We start from the raw sequence: 18,266 nt of genomic DNA on the forward strand, positions 1-18,266 counted from the left end.
GCGCTTAGATTCCGATGGGTGCGGCGCCCGAGGCCTCACCCTTGTCCTTCGACTCGCCCTTGATGTTGAGCGCCTGGATCTGGGAGTTCTTGCGCGGATCCATGAGCAGGTCGATGAGGACCTTCCCGCTTTCACCCTCGAACGTGCACACCGCTTGGAACGGTGAAAGCACCTTCAGGCTCGCAGCCTTCTCGAGCGTGAGGTCGGCTCGGTCGAGGCCGGCGATCCGCAGGGCCGCGTCACGCAGACGCACGCGTTCGGCGCGCGAGACGTCCTGATCCATGTTGGTCGCAAACAGCGCGAGAAGCGGGTCGCTTTCCTCGCTCACGCCCTGCTCGGCGCGGTTCGCGAGCACGGTGCGCGCCGAGCCGCTCGGCACGAGGGCCGTCGGCTGGCCTTCGAGCTCGACCTTGCGCAGCCACGCGAGAGCCTTCTCGAGGGCGTCGCGCGTGGTGGGCGCGAGTTCACGCTTCGGAGCGTCGACGAGTTCGGCCTGGTGGGTGCGGATCGCCTCGAGCGCATCGAGGGAGCAGGGGATCGCGGGCGCGTACTTGGAGTTCGCGAGGGCGATCACGGTCAGGCCCGTGCCGCGCAGCCACACCATGTATGAGCCGTAGCCCGGATACCCACCGGAGTGGGAGATGACATCGCCGAGCTTCGGGAATTTCTCGACGACGAGGCCGTAGCCGTAGCCGCGAACGCGACCGAAACCGTTTCCATCCTCGAGAACCGGCCACTCTTGGATGCGGTGAATCTCCTGCATTTCGCGGCGCGAAGCCGGCGAGAGCATCGCGCGCGAGTCGTCGCTGATGCCGTCGGCGCCATGAACGCCCACCTCGGCGAGGAACGCCGTCCACTTTGCGACGTCGGCGACGGTCGAGAAGAGCCCCGCCATCGCGCCGAAGGCGCCGGGAGTGTCGAAATCGACCTCTTCAAAGCGCTTCGCGCCCTCGCCATCGCCCACGCGGTGACCCGTGAGCACGCGCGAGCGCTGGTCATCGGTCATCTCCGCGAGCGAGAACACCGTGTCCTTCATTCCGAGCGGATCGATAAAACGACGGCGAATCTCGTCGCGGAAGCTCACGCCCGTGACCTCGTCGATCACGCGTCCAAGGAGCACGAAGCCCGTGTTCGAATACTCGAATCCGCAGCCGGGTTCGGCGATGAGCGAGAGACCGCCGGCGATGTATTCATCGAACTCGTCGGTGCTCATCGACTCCTGCCGGTCACCCCACGGGTTATCCGTCACGAAGCCCGCGGACATCGTGAGGGCGTGACGAAGCGTGAGGGCGGGGGAATCCTCGCTCAACGATCCGATCTGCGCGGCGGCAGGAACGTAGGTCGCGATCGGGTCATCGAGGCGCAGCTTGCCCTCGTCACGAAGCGCGAGAATCGTCGCGGCCGTGAACGACTTCGTCATCGACGCAATGCGCGAGATTGAATCGACGCGAGGCGTGAAGGCACCCTCGGCACTTTCGCCGCCCGCGAGCGCGCTTGAGCCCGCACCACCCGAGGCGAGCACCTCACCGCCCGACGCAATGCCCCACGCGACGCCCGCCATGCGGTGCTCCGCGACAGCCTTGTCAAAAATCGCCGCGACGGCGTCAATCGTCTCCTGTGTCAGCTCGTGAGCCATCGCCCTGGCCCCGTCCTTTCGTCTCGGTATGCGGCACGTCGCCGCCTCTTTGTGCTTCAGCGTAGAACGCCGCCACGAGAGCCGCGGCCTCTTCGCTCATTGCTCTCACCAGTATCTCGGACTCGAGCCGCGCGGGATCAAAACGGGTGCGGGTCTCCACGTGGGGATCTGGTCCGACGGTTGCCGGGGGAGCGTCGGACGCCGCTTTCGTGAGGTGAAGCTTCTCCACGTCCAACCCCAAAAGCGCAAGGTAATCCGCCGGTGCCCGGTCGATGTGCTCGGTGAAGGCGACGGCGAGCGCCCACACGTGTTCACACACGTCGGGCCAGCGCAGGCACGTGCAGCCGAAGGAGAGGGGGAGTTCGGCGCTTGGGAGGAGGGAGAGGCCCTCGCGATCGAGGGTGCGTTCGTCGGCGTTGTCGTACGTTCCCGCGAGGACGGCGAGGATCTCGTGCGGGTCGCGCTTGGCGCGCGCGGCGAGGGCGTCGATGTCGTGAGGCAGGCGCGGCCCGAAGTCGAGCTGCGGATGGGTGAGCGTCCCGTCGATCGCGGTGGAGACCTCTGCCTTGACGTGCCCGGGCGTCACGTCGAGCCATTGGACGGCGCCCGCGCGCGCGAGCCGCTTGCCAGCCGCGAGCCGTGTGCGGCCGAGCTGGACCTCCGCGCGTGCGAGAAACTCGGTCGCGAGGAAGCTTTCGCCGATCGCGCCGCGTTTCGAGGTCATCTCGATGCTCATGAGTGCCTGTCCTTCCGCGCGTCGCCGAGCGCGACGATCTCGGCGAGTTTCTCATTGCTGAGTTCCGTGAGCCAGCCTTCGCCGGAGCGGACGGTGTGCTCTGCGAGCTCGAGCTTGGTGCGCAGCACATCGTCGATCTTCTCCTCGATCGTTCCGATCGAGATGAGCTTGTGGACGGAAACATCCCGGGTTTGACCGATGCGGAAGGCGCGGTCGGTGGCCTGGTTTTCGACGGCCGGATTCCACCAACGATCCAGGTGGATCACGTGGTTCGCAGCGGTGAGGGTGATGCCGGTGCCGCCTGCGCGGAGCGAAAGGAGCATCGCTCCCGGGGTGCCGGGGGAGTTTTGGAACTCGCGTACCATCTCGTCGCGCTCGGCCTTCGAGATGCCGCCGTGGAGGAACGGCACGCGGATCCCGAACGTGGCCTCCCAATGCCGGAGCATCGTCGGAGCAAACGCCGTGAACTGCGTAAAAATGAGGGCCTTCTCGCCGCTCGCGACGACAGATTCGAGGATCGTGTCGAGCCGTTCAAGCTTGCCGCTTCTGTGCTCGCCAGCGGCATCCAGCAAGGGAGAGCCGTCGCCGAGGAAGTGCGCCGGATGCCCGAGGACCTGTTTCATTTTCATGATCGTGGTGCTCACGATCGTGCGGCGCCGGCGGTCGCGGGCGAGGGGGTCAGAAACTTTTGCGAGCTGCTCGAGCTCTTTCGTCATGTCCTCGACGAGCGCCTTGTAGAGCCCGGCCTGCTCCTCGGTGATGTTGACGAGCTCGCGCTCTTCGCGCTTGTCGGGAAGATCCGAAATGATGCTGCGATCCGTTTTGACGCGCCGCAGGATGAAGGGGCGCGTCAACAGGCTCAAGCGCTCCTGCACGGCCTGGTTGCCTTCGTTGATCGGCTTGACGAACCTCTCCCTAAACGCGGCCTCGCTCGGCAGCAAACCCGGCGTGGTGATCGAGAGGATCGAGTGGAGATCCGTGAGGTCGTTCTCGACGGGCGTGCCCGTGAGAGCAAGGCGCCGCCCCTCGGGAAGGGCCTTGACGGCCTGCGTGACGCCGGTGTCGTGATTCTTGACGTGTTGCGCTTCGTCGAGGATCACGCGGTGGAACTTTGCGGAGGCGAGGTCATCGAAGTCGCGTGCGACGAGCGCGTAGGTCGTGAGCGTGAGGTGGGAAGCGCGAGCGCGCTCGCGGAACGCCTCGCCGTGGAGTCGATCGGGGCCGTGGTGAATGTGGACGTCGAGGCTGGGGAGCCAGCGCTCGGCCTCGCGCTGCCAGCTACCGAGGACGGACATGGGGCACACGAGAAGCGTGGGGCCGATCTGGGGGAGCTTCTCGCGTTCGCGCGCGAGGAACGCGAGGACCTGCATCGTTTTGCCGAGGCCCATGTCGTCGGCGAGGATCCCACCCACGCCGCGAGAATCGAGGAACGTGAGCCAATCGAGGCCGCGCTTTTGATAGGGGCGAAGCGTCGCCTTGAGCGTGCGCGGGGCGGGAAGCGCGGGAACGGAAACCTTATCGGTGCCAAACAGCAGCTCGTCGCCGTTGTTCGTCGCCGCTTCGACGTTCAGGTCAAGATTCTCGAGACCACTCTCGGTAAGAAGGCCGCGGAACTGCACGTCGGTGAGCACTTCACGCGCCCCCTCGCGCGGGTTCGCCGCCGCCACCCGTCGGGCGCCCTGGAGGAATGCCGTCGCCGCGCGCAGCGTCGAGGAATCGAGGCGCACCCACTGCCCGCGGATGTTCACGAGCTCGCGCTGCTCTTCGAGGAGTTCCTCGAGCTCGTCGGGGCTCAGCATCGATTCGCCAACCGCGACGCCAAACTCGAACGACGCCATGGCACCCGAGAGACCCACCGACTTTGTGGGGCGGTTCTCGGGGTCTTCCTGCGGCGTTGCCACCGTCGCGACCACGCTCACGCGCTGCTTCGTCCATTCACGCGGAAGCATGACCACGATGCCCTCGGTTTCGAGCACGGCCGCGTCATCGGTGAGGAAGCGCGAAAGCTCCTTCGTGGAAAGGTTCCACGTGAGCCCTCCCGGCTCGGCGTGGATCGCCGCAAGCGTCGGAGAAAGACGGCGCACGTGGGAGGCGTGTTCGAGCGCACCCACGCTCGTGAGGTCGCCCGCGTTCACGAGCTCCCCGAGCAGGTGCACGCGGCCCGACGTTTCCGCGAGGCACACCTCGACCTGCCAGCGGTCGGCACTGGAGTACACACGGAGTCCGACGGCTGCCGAGCCGGCGTCGTACCCCTTTTGTTCCGCCTCGCGCACGCGCACCGTGAGGCGTGGCTGCCTCTCGCTCAAGAGAACTCCGGCGAGCGCCGAATCCACGAAGGAATCGAGGGTTTTACGCACGCGGCGGTCGCTGACGGTGTCGAGGGCGAGGAGCGTGTCGCTAGTGTCGAGGGCATCGAGGAGCGCCGCCCCCAGGGGGTCGAGGCCCGCGAGTTCTTCGGCGCCCGGGAGCTTTCCCGCCCGTTCATGTTCCGTGCGCAAGCGTGTGAAGGCCACGCGCGCGTGGGCGTCGACGAGGTGTTCGAGCGCGGGATGAACGGGGGAAGTACCCACTGCGAGCCCCGGGGCGAGGCGCCAGCGCACTCGCGAGGTGTCGTGGGCGCTCTCGGGCCCGGGAACGACGTCACGCCGGTCGACGATCGCTCTCGCATGCGAGTCGAGGTTGAGGATCGCGAGGGTTTCGGGCGCGAGGAGGATTCCCTCGCCGAGGTCGAGCGGGCGCCCGGCCTCGGCGAGTTCACCGATGAGGCGGTTGATGCCCTCCTTGCTCGTATCTCTCGGCGTTGCCGACGTGCGTGCGAGGTGAGCGATGCGTGTGCGCAGCGCCGTGGTGAGCTCAGCGAGGTGCGCACTTTCAAGCGCGAGCGTGCGCACGCGCGTGCGGCGGCCAAGGAGCTCGACCTCGATCACGTGACGCATGGGCCGCGCGAGCCACGCCCCGATCGGAGCAAGTGGCGCGGGTCGAGTGCCCTCGGGAGAAAGCGCCGTGAGTGCAGGTTCGAGAGCGTCGAGCGTATGCGCGCGGCGCTCGGAGTCGGTCGCGTGGGCCCACAGGCTCACGCCGAGCGAGGCATCAGCGTGAAGGTGGAGCGTGCACGAACGATACGCGAGAGCGGGCCTCGGCTGCGTCTCGTGAGTGCCCGTGGTGCTCAGAGGCCGTCGGCGACCGTCGCGGTTGCGCTCATCCACGCCTCGCGCGTCTCCTTCGAGAGCTTGGCCCATTCGAGGCTTCCGCCATCCACGAAGTGCGGCTCGAACGGAACTTCGAGCACGGCGCGCGTGTGCGCACCGAAGTGATGCAGCAGGCGCTTGCGTAGCACGCGGTCGATCTTGCCGCGCGAGGAGTGCGACAGGATCGTCACGGCGTTCTCGACCTGTTTCTTGTGGCCCGTCATGCGCAGCTCATCGATCATCCACGCCGCGGCGTTGAAGGTGTCCTCGCGAACGGTCGAGACGATCACGAGCTGATCGGCGCCCTCGACAGCGGCGAGCCAATTCGAGGCGCGCACGTTATTGCCGGTGTCCACGACCTTGATGCGGTAGAAGCGCGAAAGCGTGTCGTTGAGGCGATTGAAAGCATCGCCGTCGATCGACGCGGCCGAGCCCGGATCCTCATCGGAAGCAAGAATGTCGAAGTTCATGTCGCCTTGCGGGCGCACGTATTTATCGAGGTCAGCCACGCGCGCATCCGGGCCCGCGAAGTGATCGAGGTTGTGGAGAAGGTCGAGGGCCGTGAGGTGGTGCTCGCTCGGGATTCCGCGCCAGCCGAGGGTGCCTCGCGTTTCGTTGTTGTCCCATGCGAGCACGCTTCCCCCGCGGAACATGCCGAGGGTCGCGGCGAGCATGAGCACGCTCGTGGTTTTGTGGGCGCCGCCCTTGAGGTTCACGACCGCGATGTTCTTCGGTGCGTCAAGCCGCTTGCGGATCCGCTCAATCTGATCGAGTTCGAGGCGCTCGGCGCGGCCGGGCCCGGGCTTAATGAGACCGAAGGTGGCCTGGCGGATGAACTTGTTGAAGCCTCGTGTGGCGACCGGCTTGCGGTGCGCGTCGTTGCCTGCACGTAGGTCATCGAGGGTAGGGAGGTTGTCGTCCTGCGGGAGCTCGCGTTTCGGTGCCACAACCGGCTCGTGCGGCTTCGCGGGAGTGGAGGGTTTAAGTACATCGCCTTCCGCATGATGCTTCGCTTCGAGCGGCGCGGGAGACGACGTGGAATCAGCAGCGGGGCGTTCCTCCGCAGCGGCAAGGCGCTTCTGGAGATCGGCGAGAGCCGCGGCGGAGGCAGCGCTCGCCGAACTGGGGGAGGACGCGCTTGCCTGGCGTGGGGCATTCGCGGGAGCGGGGGTCGTGGCACTCAGTGCCGAATGACGCCCTCGCTTTTGACCTGCGGCGGCAGGCATCGCGGCGCTCGAGGCATACAGCGGGCGTGAGTCCGCCTCACGCGGCTGGATCCGGCCGTTGGGTTCCACGCGAAGATTGTGGGTTGCCGGGCCATCAAAAATGACGACATCGATCGGGCCGTCCTGCTTACGAGCTTCTGCGACGAAGGCGTGCTTGATGGCGGTGCGCACCTCGTTCCTGCTCTCGCCTTCGATGCGTTCGGCGCGGTCGGCGAACTGAATCGTGGCGTCCTTCGCCGAAACGATGCGTGCGTGAGCAATCATGAAGGTCCTCGCTGCGAATGTGTGGATGCTGGTGAAAGGCGCCTGCGCGCCCTGACCTCCCATCGTAACGGCCCCACCTTAAACGAGGGGAGGCGAGGTGAATCACTCGTGGAGAACCCGCCGCCGTGAGGCGTCGATCTGAGTTCACTTTTACCCCAATGTGTTTTAGAATTGGAGTACCGGCGTTGCCCGCTCCGCGGCATTCCGGCGTCGCATGAGCGGCATAAGCACGGCACGTGTGCCGGAACATAGCCGCCGCACAGCGCTCACCCCCTTGCGCGTGCGGCCTGGCGATCGGCAGTTCCCCCGAACCCGATCGCCGCTCCGCAGGGACCTCCCCCCTTCGTCCCGCGGAGCCAGCGAACGGACCGTGAGCCCCATCTGTGCGCGCTCCGGTCCGTTCGTCTGTTAATCTCGGTGCTTGCGCAGGCTCTCTACTTCGTTCCCAAAAGCGCGACATCGCTTCCAAGCTCGAGCCTGTAGCCCGATCCGCGCACCGTCGAAATCAGCTTCCGGTAGCGCCCCAGCTTGTTGCGCACGCGGCGAATATGCACGTCAACGGTGCGTTCGCCGGCATCGCTGCCCGCCGAGTTCCACACCTCGCTCATGAGTTCTTCGCGCGAAACGATGCAGCGCGCTTTGCGGGCAAGATACGCCAATAGCTCGAATTCGCGATGGGTGAGATCCACGTCCTCACCGTCGATCCGTACGCGGCGCCCAAAGAGGTCGATCACGAGTGACGGCTGTGCGAGGCTAGCCCCCCGGCGCCCGGGAAGCGATGGGCTCGCGGGGCTGAGCGCGCTCGCCGCCCCCGGAGCACTGACCGGACTCACCGAGCGTGACTGAAGCAGACGCAAACGCGCAGCTTCGGCATCGCGCCTCGCGGGTGCGTTCGGTGACACGACTCCGGCTTTGCGCGGGCGCAGCGCTTGCGGTTTGCCTGCGGGGCGCGGCGGGATCGAAGCGGTCGCGCTCTGGCCGGGCACGGCGGTAAAACGGGCGGGGCGGGGTCCGGGTTCCGACGCCACCTGCACGTGCGCGGTTCCACCTTTGGCGGTGGCGAGCGAGTGGGCGTGGGCACGCAGCGAATCCGCGAGAAGCGTGACCTCACGCGGATGGCTCGTAGCGGGAAGCTCAACGGTGAGCGTCACGCTCACCGTTCGGGTCGAAGCGGAAGCGAGGGGGCGATCAAAAGCAACGGTCATGGCGATTCTCCAGGATGCGGCGCCGCGTGGCGCGAAAAGAATGAGGAATCCGGGATCTCGCGGGGGAGTGAAGTGAACTCGCGTGCGAGGCGTGCTCCCGGTGGGCACCTGGAGCCCACGCCCAGTGGCCGGCTCCTGTCAGCCGGCTTTTTGCAGTGCGCTTAGAGGCGCGGCTGACCCTGCATCATGGACATCGCCATGTCCATCATCATGCCGCGCATCATGAAACGGGAGACCGAAGCGGTCCCCTCGTTGATGTTCGATGCGGCATGGAATGTCATGCCACAAGTGTGAAACATGAATGACGCCGGCGCAAGTGGGCGTTCACATACTGAAACATTTGGGGGGAATCAGCTCGTGGGGAACGCGCGCCGCGCCGGCGCCGTGCACAAGAGAAGAGTGGAGCTTAGTCGACGACTCCGAAGAGGCGATCGCCCGCATCGCCGAGGCCCGGAACGATGTAGTTCTTTTCGTTGAGCTTCTCGTCGATCGCCGCGGTCACCACCGTAATGTTGGCGTTCTTATCGAGCTTCTGCTCCATCGTTGCGATGCCCTCGGGGGCCGACAGGAGGGTGACGCACGTGATGTCGCGGGCACCCTTTTCGAGCAAGTAGTTCACGGAGGCGATGAGGGTGTGGCCCGTGGCGAGCATCGGATCCACCACGAAGCACTGGCGGCCCGTGAGGTCATCGGGGAGGCGGTTGGCGTAAGTCGTCACCTCGAGGGTTTCGTCATTGCGCACCATGCCGAGAAAACCCACCTCGGCCGTGGGAAGCAAGCGAGTGATGCCATCGAGCATGCCGAGGCCCGCGCGGAGAATCGGCACAACCATGGGCTTTGGATCCGTGAGTTTACGGCCAACCGTCGTCGCGACAGGGGTCTCGACCTCCGCGGGAGCAACGGCGACATTGCGAGTCGCCTCGTACGCGAGGAGAGTGACGAGCTCATCGGCGAGCTGGCGGAAAACGGAACTCGGAGTGTTCTTATCGCGAAGGACGGTGAGCTTATGGGCAACGAGCGGGTGGTCAATGTTCAATACGCGCATGAGGCCAGCCTATTACGATGAAAGCCGATCCGGCGCGGCCACAGGGCCCAAACATGAAAGCGAGGCGCGCGTGACACACTCGGTTCTCGAATTGGACCAGCTCATGCAGCCCGCGATCGACGAAGCGCGCACCGCCTCAACGCCACCACGCCGCGACATTCCCATCGGTGCCGCCGTGTACGACGAAGAGGGAAGGCTCCTCGCGAGCGCCGGCAACCGTCGGGAAGCGGATGAAGACCCCACCGCCCACGCCGAAATCCTTGCCCTTCGCGAAGCGGCCCGCGTGCGCGGGCGCTGGAACCTGAGCGGCTGTACCCTCGCCGTGACCCTCGAGCCCTGCACGATGTGCGCGGGTGCGATTGTGCTTGCCCGCATCAAGCACCTTGTCGTGGGCGCGATGGATCCCAAAGCGGGAGCGGCCGGGTCGCTCTACGACCTCGTTCGTGAAGAGAGGCTCAATCACCGAGTGGAACTCACCACGGGCGTGAGAGCCGAAGAATGCGGCGATATGCTCCGCGATTTTTTTCGCGCCTTACGTGAACGACGCAAGGGGCTACGCGAAGGGTAAAAAGTCCCGTACGATGATGCCCGTGACACACGCGTAAAAAGAGGACGAGCGCGTGCGCCGACGAGCAAGGGATTGACATGTCAGAAAACCCCCCGCAGCAGAATGTGCCTCAAGGCGACGGCCAGGGCACTCCCTCGAATGTTCCGCCTTCGGCGCCCTCGGCCCCGGCGGCACCGAACGCCCAGCAGGCGTCGGAAGCTGTGCCATCCGCCCCCCAGTACCAGGCACCTCAGTACCCGCAGAGCCAGCCGAGCGCGCCGCAGTACCCGCAGGGTCAGCCGAGCGCGCCGCAGCAGTACCCGCAGGGTCAGCCGAGCGCGCCGCAGCAGTACCCGCAGGGGCAGCCGAGCGCGCCTCAGGGCTACCCACAGTTCCAGCCGCACCAGGGGCAATTCCAGACGGGTCAGCAGAACCCGCAGAATCACCAGGGCCAACAGGGCCAACAGGGCCAACAGGGCGCCGATTTTGGCAAGCAGCTTGGCCAGGCCGCGTCATTCATCGGTAATCCGCTGCCTACGCTGGGCGCTGCCTTCGCCTCGTACGTCACCGGCCTCATCGTGGCCGCGATCGTGGTGGGCCTGCCCATTCTCGGGTCGATGGTTCTCGACATGCCGAGCATCGTTCCCGACCCGAAGACCGGCCTCGCCTCCGCCGCCGGCGGCCAAGTGGATCCGGACACCCCCGAGTTCCTCTACATTCTCGGCGCTCCCTTCCAGGTCGTGTCGATGGCTTTCCTTGGCTCGTACACGAATAGCTCGACCGTCAAAGGGAACTTCGCCGGTCAGGACGACGCGACCCTCACCGCCTACTCACACCTCGGACTCGTGCCATTCCTGGTTCTCGCTGCCGTGCTCGTCGGCGCTTTCTTCGCGTCGCGCTTCGTTGCCAAACGTAGGCCGAACGAAGGCGCTGTCGCGATCTGGGTTCAAGCCGTGATGGCGAGCTTTGCCGTTGCGCTCGTGTCGACCCTTCTCACGTGGGCTCTTGCCGTGCGGGCGAGCGACAAGACGGATGCCTACGGCATAAAGTATGAGTCGCACTTGAGTCTTCACGCAGCCGGGGTCCTTCCGTTCCTCGGCATCCTCGTGCTCCTCACTCTCGCGCTTGTGGCTGGCCGCTACAGCGTGCGCGCCCTGCCGAAGAAGTGGCCGCTTGTGAGTGAATACTTCGATGCAGCGAAGCTTGTGCTTCTGTACGCCGTGACGGCAGCGATCGTGGGGTCGCTGAGCAGCGTGCTTGTTGTGCTCATCACCGCCATCAACGACGGGCACTTCGGCGACACGCTCAAGTCGCTCGTCATGCTCGTCCTTACGCTTCCAGCCACACTCTTGACGGTACTTTTCACCCACTTCGGCCTCGTGACTTTCTCGCCCGTGAACTACGCCGCGGGCAACGGTCAATACGCCGGCCTCTTGCTCAACCATGAAGACGACATGGTTTCCGTGTTTACCCTCCCGCACTGGTGGATGATCCTTCCGGCGATCCCGTTCGCGTTTGTGCTCATGTTCGTCTTTGCGGGAGTATGGGCGAAGTCCCGCCGCCGAGTGCAGGGCAACATGCTTGCCACCGTGACCTCATGGGCTGCGCTCCCCGCCGTGTTCTTCGTGCTGAGCGTCATCGGCATCATTTTTGCGACGATCAACACGAGCTACGGCGCAAGCGGCGCAAAAGAGGTGTTGGAGGCCGCCGGCCTCGCGAACTTTGAGGGCGATGCGCACGCGGGTGTAAGCCTCGCGACGCCGTTCATCGCCGCGATCGTGGGCATCCTGATCGAGGTCATCTCTCGCTTCATCGCCCCGTTCTGCACGGCGTTCGTGCCCGGCATCATCGGCGGCTTTGTGCACAAGCAGCACGGTGCGAACGAGGAGTATCCCGCAACCGAGGTGAAGCAGAAAAAGGTGGACTTCGCTGCCCTCGCGGCGAACGTGCAGAACCAGGCGCAGAACTTCGGGCAGCAGGCCCCGCAGGGTCAGCAGGGGCAGCCGAGTGCTCCGCAGCAGAATCAGGCACCGCAGTACGGCCAGCAGCCGAGCGGGCAGGGTTACCCGCAGAGCCAGCCGAGTGCTCCTCAGCAGGGTTACCCGCAGGGCCAGCCGAGTGCTCCTCAGCAGGGTTATTCGCAGGGCCAGCCGAGCGCTCCGCAGTACGGTCAGCAGCTGAACCAGCAGCAAGGGGCGCCCCAGCAGGGCTACCCGCAGGGTCAGCCGAGCGCCCCTCAGGCGCCCGGATTCACCCCCGAACAGGCCTACGGCTACGGGCAGGGCAACCAGCAGAACGAGCAGCAGCCGCCCCAGAATCAGTAGGCGTCTGCGTGCTCCGGCCAAGGCCGGCGCGTGTGAACTGTGTGTCCTTTCATGAACTGACATCTGCCATCGCGCCGCGTTTCACGGATACTGGAGCGCGTGATCACACTTGACGGACTCACCAAAGTTTTCCCCGGCACCGGCGGTGCCGAGGTTCGCGCCCTCGACGGCATCTCCTTGAATGTCGCCGACGGCGAGATCCACGGCATCGTCGGCCGCTCCGGCGCCGGTAAATCAACGCTCATTCGCTGCCTCACGGGCCTCGAAAAGCCCACGAGCGGCACCGTGCGGATCGGCGACACCGATATCGCTGCCCTCAACGGTCCTCAATTGCGCGCCGCGCGACGGAAGATCGGCATGGTTTTCCAGCACGCAAACCTGCTCGATTCCCGCACTGCCGCACGCAATATCGCGCATCCGCTCGAGATCGCCGGCTGGTCCCGCGGAAAAATTCGCGAGCGCGTCGCGGAACTCGTGACACTCGTGGGTCTCGAAGGTCGCGAAAACAACTACCCGGCGCAGCTCTCCGGCGGGCAGATCCAACGCGTCGGTATCGCACGCGGCCTCGCGGCCCGCCCCCAGGTGCTTTTGTGCGATGAGCCCACGAGCGCGCTCGATCCCGGGACGACGCGCCAGATCCTGTCCCTCATCAAGAACCTCAACCGCCGCCTCGGCATTACGGTTCTTCTCATCACCCACGAGATGAGCGCCGTGCGCGAAATCTGCGATCACGTGACACTCCTCGACGCCGGAAAAGTTGTGCAGACCGGAACGCTTCTCGACGTCGCTTCCGACCCGTTCGGTCGCCTCGCAAAAGAACTCATTCCGCTGCCGCCCGCCCCCACCGGGGTCGATGCGAAGATCGTGAACCTCGATTACGGCAAATCACCAGCGGTCAAGAACGTGAATGACATCGTGCGCTTCACCGAGAAGCACGATGCGCTCGCGGAAGTCGTCGCCGCCTCGATTGAAACGATCCAGGGCCAGCAAATCGGCCGCGTGCAACTCGCGCTCCGCAACGCCGACAACAGCCCCATTAGTGCGCCGGGCTTCGCCAAATTCGTGCAGGACTGCGCCGATAACAACATCGTCGCCGTGGAGGTGCAGCCATGACCCAGTGGATTCAGGACTTTTTCTCCGACCCGATCTTCACCTCCACGAGCACGAATAACTCGCTGTGGATCAACACGGGCCTCACGATCTACATGGTTGCGTGGACCATGGTGCTGAGCATCGTCATCGGCATCCCCCTCGGGATCGGCCTTTTCGAACTCTCGAGGGCCCGCAACCGCGCTGCGCGCATCGCCTACCAGGTGCTCGGCTTCATCGTGAACGTGCTGCGCAGCTTCCCCTTCGTCATCCTCATCATCGCTCTCCTGCCACTCGCGAAAGCGATCGTCGGGCGAGGAACGGGACCAAACGCCGCCATCATCTCCCTCACGATCGCCGCCGTTCCCTTCCTTGCCCGTCTCGTGGAAACGGCGCTCAGGGAAATCCCCGCGGGCAAACTCGAGGCAGTTGAAATGATGGGGGCGAGTCGATTCCAGGTGATCCGCCACGTACTCGTTGCCGAGGCACTTCCCGGTATCATCGCCGGCATCACCACGACAACGATTGGCGTGGTCGGCTACACCGCGATGGCGGGCACCGTCGGCGCCGGTGGCCTCGGTGACCTGGCATTTCGCAAGGGATACTTGAGCTACAACAACACGGTCATGATCACCACCGTCGTCGTGCTTATTCTCCTCGTGGTGCTTGTGCAGGTCGTGGGGGATTGGGCCGCGCGAGCGGTTGATCACCGAGCGAAGAGCTAACGCACGCGGAAACGGTTGAGGGCAGTCCGACGTCGGACCCCGCCCCAACGCACCCACGCACCCCCGCGCCGATGTCACGAACCGTCACATTTCTCGCGCCCAGGTGCGCACGCAGTGCAAGCTAGAGCCAATCGAGAACACCAAAAGGAGACCATCATGACCAACCTCAACCGTCGCACCCTTCTCACCTCGGCCGCTGGCCTCGCGGGGCTCGGATTCTTGAGCGCATGCGTGTCGAACTCGCCGGGTACCGGAGGTAAGAGCGGTGAAGCGAGCGTGGACTCTTCACTCAAGATCGGAGCCTCACCCGTTCCTCACGCCGAGATTCTTCAGTATGTGAAGGACGAGCTCGCGAAAGACGCGGGCATTGACATCGAGATCGTCGAATACACCGACTACATCCTGCCGAACAAAGACCTCGAGGCGGGCGACATCGACGCGAACTTCTACCAGACCCCGAACTTCCTCAAGAACGAGATTGAAGAAAACGGCTATAAGTTCACCGCCGGCAAGGGCGTGCACATCGAACCTCTTGGCCTGTACTCGGAGAAAGCGAAGAGCATCGAGGAGATCGCCGAAGGCGGCGAGATCGCACTCAATAGCGATCCCGCGAACACCGCGCGTGGCCTGAGGCTTCTCGAATCGGCGGGTCTCATCTCGCTCGGTGACGCACCCGAGGACGCACTCGTCAAGCCCGAGGATGTCAAGGAGAACCCCAAGAACCTCAAGTTCACCGAGCTCGAGGGGGGCCAGATCCCACGTTCGCTCGGAGACTTTGCCGCCGCCGTGATCAACGGCAACTTCGCGCTCGAGGCAGGGTTGAAGCCCAACAAGGATTCGCTTTTCCTTGAGCCGGGAGAAGACAGCCCCTACGCGAACCTCCTCGTATGGAGAAGCGAGGATGACGGAAACGAGTACCTCAAGAAGCTCGAGGAGCTCCTGCACTCCGACGAGGTGAAGGCCTTCATTGAGAAGACCTACACCGACGGCTCCGTCATCCCCGCTTTCTAAGGGGAATTAGATCAGCTCGGTCGCCCCGAGCTGATCGAGCACGAAGGCGTATTCCTCGGCGCGCTGCTCCCACCGGGCGTAGCGCCCCGAGCGGCCACCGTGGCCGGCAACCATCTCGCACTTGAAGAGAACCGGGTGGGCGGGGATCGCCTCGCCGCCCTCGTAGTTGCGGGTCTCTTCGCGAAGGCGAGCCACCCACTTGGCGGGCTCGACGTAGAACACGCGGATATCGTTGAGGCTCGTCGTTGCGAGAACCGCCGGGTACTGCACACTCTGGATGTTCTCGTACGGTGTGTACTCCTTCATGTACTGGTACACCTCGGGATCCTCGAGCGGGTTGCCCCACTCCTCCCATTCGCCGACCGTGAGCGGGAGGCTCGGGTCGAGGATCGTCGTGAGCGCATCCACGAACGGCACGCCCGCGAGAACAACGCGGAACGTCTCCGGAGAGAGGTTCGTCATCGCGCCCATGAGCAGGCCGCCCGCGCTGCGGCCCTCCGCGGCGATGCGGTTCTTGTCAAACCAGCCTTCGCTTGCGAGGAACTGCGCGGACTCCACGAAGTCACTGAAGGTGTTTTTCTTCGTGAGTTTCTTGCCCCTCTCGTACCACTCACGGCCCATCTCGCCGCCGCCGCGAATATGCGCGATCGCGACGACCACGCCGCGGTCCATGAGACTTAGCCAGAACACCGAGAAGCTCGGGTCGATCGGCACCTCGTAGCTTCCGTAGCCGTAGAGGAAGCCGGGGTTCGTCCCGTCGGGCTCAACGTCGGCGCGGGCCATGAGCGAGATCGGGATCTTCGTACCGTCGTGGGCCGTCGCCCACAGGCGCTTTTCTACGTACTTTGTGCGATCGAAGTTCGGAACGGGAGTTTCCTTGAGGATCTCCGGTTCGCCACCCGAGGCGGGAATCTGCGCGACGGTCGTCGGCGTGAGCATCGAATCGAGCGTGTAGCGGATCGTCTCGTCGTCCCAATTGCGGTTGTGCGCGAGATAGACCGCATCGAGCTCACCGCCGTGCGAAATGTCGAATGCGGAGGCGGTATCCCACCCCGTGCTGCTTTCGGCGTTCTGCTCGCCGCTCACCTGGTCGCGCTGCAGCACGCGCACGGTGGGCAGCCCCGCCGCGCGCATGGTGATGGCGACGTGGCTCTCGAAAGCGTCGGCCGCCTCAATGCGCTCCCCCTCTGCGGGGGCGAGAATTTCGCGCCAGGTCTCTTGCGCCTCGGCGCCGCTCGCATCGAGCTCCTGGCGCGCAAGGGCAAAACCCTTGTGGTCGCGGTTGTGGATCACGAGGTAGTGATCACCTGCGTGTTCAACCGAGTACTCGATGCCTTCGACGCGACCGGCAATCGAACGCGGCTGCTGAATCGGGCTCTCGAGTGACGTCACGAGCGCCTCAGAGGTGACGCGTGAGGCCGTCTCGATGATGAGGGCCTTCCGGTTGCGGCTCGCGCCGGCTGCTGTCGTGAACTTTTCGTCGTCCTCACGGAACAAAAGGCGGTCGTCCGACGCCTGTGTGCCAACCGTATGCACCCAAATTTCGCATTGACGCCAGGCCTCGTCATTTTTCGCGTAGACGATTTCCGAGCCGTCGAGGGAGAACTCGAGACCGTAGGCGACGTCCTTGACCGCATCGTCGATGACAGAGCCGGTCACAAGATCCACGATTCGGAGCTCGTAGACTTCACCACCCGAGGTGTCCACACTGTAAGCGAGGCGATTCGACGCATCGTTGATGGTGAGGCCGCCGAGCTGGAAGAACTCCGTACCCTCCGAGAGTGCTTGCGCATCGAGATACACGTGCTCGCCGGGAAGCGGCTCGTCGCTTTCGGCATCGACAACGGGACGCTCGGGGCTATCTGCGAGGGCGACGCGGCTAAAGCGCGGGTAGTTGTCACCCTCGCGTGTGCGAGCGAGGTACCAATAGTCGCCATCGCGATAGGGCACGGAGGAGTCGGTTTCCTGCGTGTGGCTCTTGATTTCCTCGACGATGCGGTCGCGGAGCGGGTGAAGCGGCTCAAGGATTTGGTCAGCGTAGGCGTTCTCGGCATTCAGGTGGTCGAGGACCTCCTGATTTTCCTTGTCGCGCAACCAGTCAAAATTGTCCACGACCGTGTCGCCGTGGTGCGTACGCTCGATGGGTTTCTTCGCCGGAACCGGCGGTTTAAGGGGAGTGTTCTCAGTCATGGAGACAACCCTATAGTCCTGACGTTTGCGTCGCCTGCGCGTGACCTGCCTCCCACAAGGTTGCTCGAACTTTGACGAGAGGCGACGAATCGGTAAAGTGTTCGGCGGTAGCGTGTCCGAGCGGCCGAAGGTGCAACACTCGAAATGTTGTGTACGGCAACCCCGTACCGCGGGTTCAAATCCCGCCGCTACCGCCACGGAAACGAGCCACAGCCTTTGATACGAAGGTTGTGGCTCGTTTTTGTGTACAGGTGACGCTCGCCTTGGCCGAGGCTCGGTGCGAACAACGATTCAGTGGTGCGCAATGGCGAGAGCTGACCACCATGGATCAAAGGTGAGAGATCGCGACGCCTCGACAAGATCCGTGGGGCTGAGTTCGTGGTCCCCAAGGAAACGGGGCTCTCGCTTCTTTCAAGGATGCCGGTCGATGACATGGACGACGTGCTAAAGGCTGCTCAGGTGCTTCTCCCACTACTGGGTTGAAACCGAAGACATCGAATATGCCATGCGCATGGCGCGCCTTTATGCCTCCGACTCCGTGACGCGTCACGGCACTCAAACGTCGTACGCCACGGGCGGGGACTTCCGTACGAGGCTGTCGCACGACTAACCGAGATTGCTACGGGTTCGCGGGCATAGGAGAGAACGCAGAGCACCGATAGCAACCTTCACGAGCGCAAGCGGGGACTACGGTCGATCAGGCCGTAGTCCCCGTCTTTCCTGTGACCTAAGGCGCTAACTGGGCGAAAGAATTGGGCCTTTCAGATGACATTTATGGTGTGGGCCACGAATGGGTGGTGTGGGGTTGCGTGGGGGTGGTGTGGGGCGTAGTGTTTTTCCTCGTTGCCCCGGAAGGGATGCGGCGGATGCGGACTGGTTGAGACTGGTTTGTGTGTGGCGCGTTTTGGCTTGGTGGGCTGGGTTTTCACTCTTGTTGGTGTTGCGGATCACGCGGCATGGATTTGACGGGGTGGGCCTGGTTCGGTAAGTTGTAGGGGTTGCTCCAAAACGAAGTGCTCTGGTGGGTGCGGGTGTTTGGGTGCGCATGTTGTTTGATATCTCAATAGTGTGTCTGTTTAT

At 64.3% G+C, this 18,266-nt stretch carries 12 protein-coding genes and 1 tRNA gene; 6 read left to right on the forward strand and 7 right to left on the reverse strand.

The features are described 5' to 3' along the window. Positions 1-4: 4 nt before the first annotated feature. The 6 genes from D8M36_RS09595 to upp form a co-directional block, all read right to left on the reverse strand. On the reverse strand, positions 5-1,636 hold the full coding sequence (locus D8M36_RS09595; RefSeq protein WP_126848532.1) for a serine hydrolase domain-containing protein: 1,632 nt from the start codon (positions 1,634-1,636) through the stop codon (positions 5-7). Next, positions 1,605-2,372, reverse strand: a complete 768-nt coding sequence (locus D8M36_RS09600) for an SWIM zinc finger family protein (protein WP_126848534.1) — start codon at positions 2,370-2,372, stop codon at positions 1,605-1,607. The genes D8M36_RS09595 and D8M36_RS09600 overlap by 32 nt, the downstream gene beginning before the upstream one ends. Continuing rightward, complete coding sequence (locus D8M36_RS09605; protein WP_161970249.1) at positions 2,369-5,578, reverse strand: DEAD/DEAH box helicase; 3,210 nt, start codon at positions 5,576-5,578, stop codon at positions 2,369-2,371. The genes D8M36_RS09600 and D8M36_RS09605 overlap by 4 nt, the downstream gene beginning before the upstream one ends. Continuing rightward, entirely contained in the window at positions 5,539-7,050 is a 1,512-nt protein-coding gene (locus D8M36_RS09610; RefSeq protein ID WP_126848538.1) for a MinD/ParA family ATP-binding protein, read from the reverse strand. The genes D8M36_RS09605 and D8M36_RS09610 overlap by 40 nt, the downstream gene beginning before the upstream one ends. A 434-nt stretch (positions 7,051-7,484) precedes the next feature. After that, a complete protein-coding gene (locus D8M36_RS09615; protein WP_126848540.1) occupies positions 7,485-8,255 on the reverse strand; it encodes a winged helix-turn-helix domain-containing protein in 771 nt (256 codons plus the stop codon). 406 nt (positions 8,256-8,661) lie between these two features. Then, positions 8,662-9,300 (reverse strand): uracil phosphoribosyltransferase, encoded by a 639-nt coding sequence (upp, locus tag D8M36_RS09620; RefSeq protein WP_065247102.1) that lies wholly within the window; start codon positions 9,298-9,300, stop codon positions 8,662-8,664. A gap of 103 nt (positions 9,301-9,403) precedes the next feature. Between upp and D8M36_RS09625 the strand changes: the two genes are divergently transcribed. The 5 genes from D8M36_RS09625 (at position 9,404) to D8M36_RS09645 (ending at position 14,996) form a co-directional block, all read left to right on the forward strand. Further along, a complete protein-coding gene (locus tag D8M36_RS09625) occupies positions 9,404-9,868 on the forward strand; it encodes a nucleoside deaminase (RefSeq protein ID WP_126848553.1) in 465 nt (154 codons plus the stop codon). Positions 9,869-9,945: 77 nt separating this feature from the next. Further along, positions 9,946-12,171, forward strand: a complete 2,226-nt coding sequence (locus tag D8M36_RS09630) for a hypothetical protein (protein ID WP_126848542.1) — start codon at positions 9,946-9,948, stop codon at positions 12,169-12,171. A gap of 99 nt (positions 12,172-12,270) precedes the next feature. Further along, entirely contained in the window at positions 12,271-13,284 is a 1,014-nt protein-coding gene (locus D8M36_RS09635; RefSeq protein WP_126848544.1) for a methionine ABC transporter ATP-binding protein, read from the forward strand. After that, positions 13,281-13,985, forward strand: a complete 705-nt coding sequence (locus D8M36_RS09640; RefSeq protein ID WP_126848545.1) for a methionine ABC transporter permease — start codon at positions 13,281-13,283, stop codon at positions 13,983-13,985. Before D8M36_RS09635 ends, D8M36_RS09640 begins: the two co-directional genes overlap by 4 nt. A 156-nt stretch (positions 13,986-14,141) precedes the next feature. After that, positions 14,142-14,996, forward strand: a complete 855-nt coding sequence (locus tag D8M36_RS09645; protein ID WP_126848547.1) for a MetQ/NlpA family ABC transporter substrate-binding protein — start codon at positions 14,142-14,144, stop codon at positions 14,994-14,996. Between the two features lie 6 nt (positions 14,997-15,002). On the opposite strand, the gene D8M36_RS09650 is transcribed toward D8M36_RS09645, so the two are convergent. Beyond that, positions 15,003-17,186 (reverse strand): S9 family peptidase, encoded by a 2,184-nt coding sequence (locus D8M36_RS09650; protein ID WP_126848549.1) that lies wholly within the window; start codon positions 17,184-17,186, stop codon positions 15,003-15,005. A 106-nt stretch (positions 17,187-17,292) separates the two neighbouring features. Here D8M36_RS09650 and D8M36_RS09655 point away from each other — a divergent pair. Next, a tRNA-Ser gene (locus D8M36_RS09655) sits at positions 17,293-17,383 on the forward strand. Positions 17,384-18,266: the final 883 nt, after the last annotated feature.

Origin of the sequence: Dermabacter sp. HSID17554 (assembly GCF_003989295.1) — a bacterium.
In the GTDB taxonomy this organism is placed as follows: Bacteria; Actinomycetota; Actinomycetes; order Actinomycetales; family Dermabacteraceae; genus Dermabacter; species Dermabacter vaginalis.

What these genes read in the sequence shown, in the direction of transcription:
- D8M36_RS09640 (WP_126848545.1), top strand. Translation starts at nt 13,281, where the DNA reads ATGACCCAGTGGATTCAGGACTTTTTCTCCGACCCGATCTTCACCTCC.
- D8M36_RS09650 (WP_126848549.1), bottom strand. Translation starts at nt 17,186, where the DNA reads ATGACTGAGAACACTCCCCTTAAACCGCCGGTTCCGGCGAAGAAACCC.
- D8M36_RS09610 (WP_126848538.1), bottom strand. Translation starts at nt 7,050, where the DNA reads ATGATTGCTCACGCACGCATCGTTTCGGCGAAGGACGCCACGATTCAG.
- D8M36_RS09645 (WP_126848547.1), top strand. Translation starts at nt 14,142, where the DNA reads ATGACCAACCTCAACCGTCGCACCCTTCTCACCTCGGCCGCTGGCCTC.
- D8M36_RS09595 (WP_126848532.1), bottom strand. Translation starts at nt 1,636, where the DNA reads ATGGCTCACGAGCTGACACAGGAGACGATTGACGCCGTCGCGGCGATT.
- D8M36_RS09615 (WP_126848540.1), bottom strand. Translation starts at nt 8,255, where the DNA reads ATGACCGTTGCTTTTGATCGCCCCCTCGCTTCCGCTTCGACCCGAACG.
- upp (WP_065247102.1), bottom strand. Translation starts at nt 9,300, where the DNA reads ATGCGCGTATTGAACATTGACCACCCGCTCGTTGCCCATAAGCTCACC.
- D8M36_RS09625 (WP_126848553.1), top strand. Translation starts at nt 9,404, where the DNA reads ATGCAGCCCGCGATCGACGAAGCGCGCACCGCCTCAACGCCACCACGC.
- D8M36_RS09600 (WP_126848534.1), bottom strand. Translation starts at nt 2,372, where the DNA reads ATGAGCATCGAGATGACCTCGAAACGCGGCGCGATCGGCGAAAGCTTC.
- D8M36_RS09630 (WP_126848542.1), top strand. Translation starts at nt 9,946, where the DNA reads ATGTCAGAAAACCCCCCGCAGCAGAATGTGCCTCAAGGCGACGGCCAG.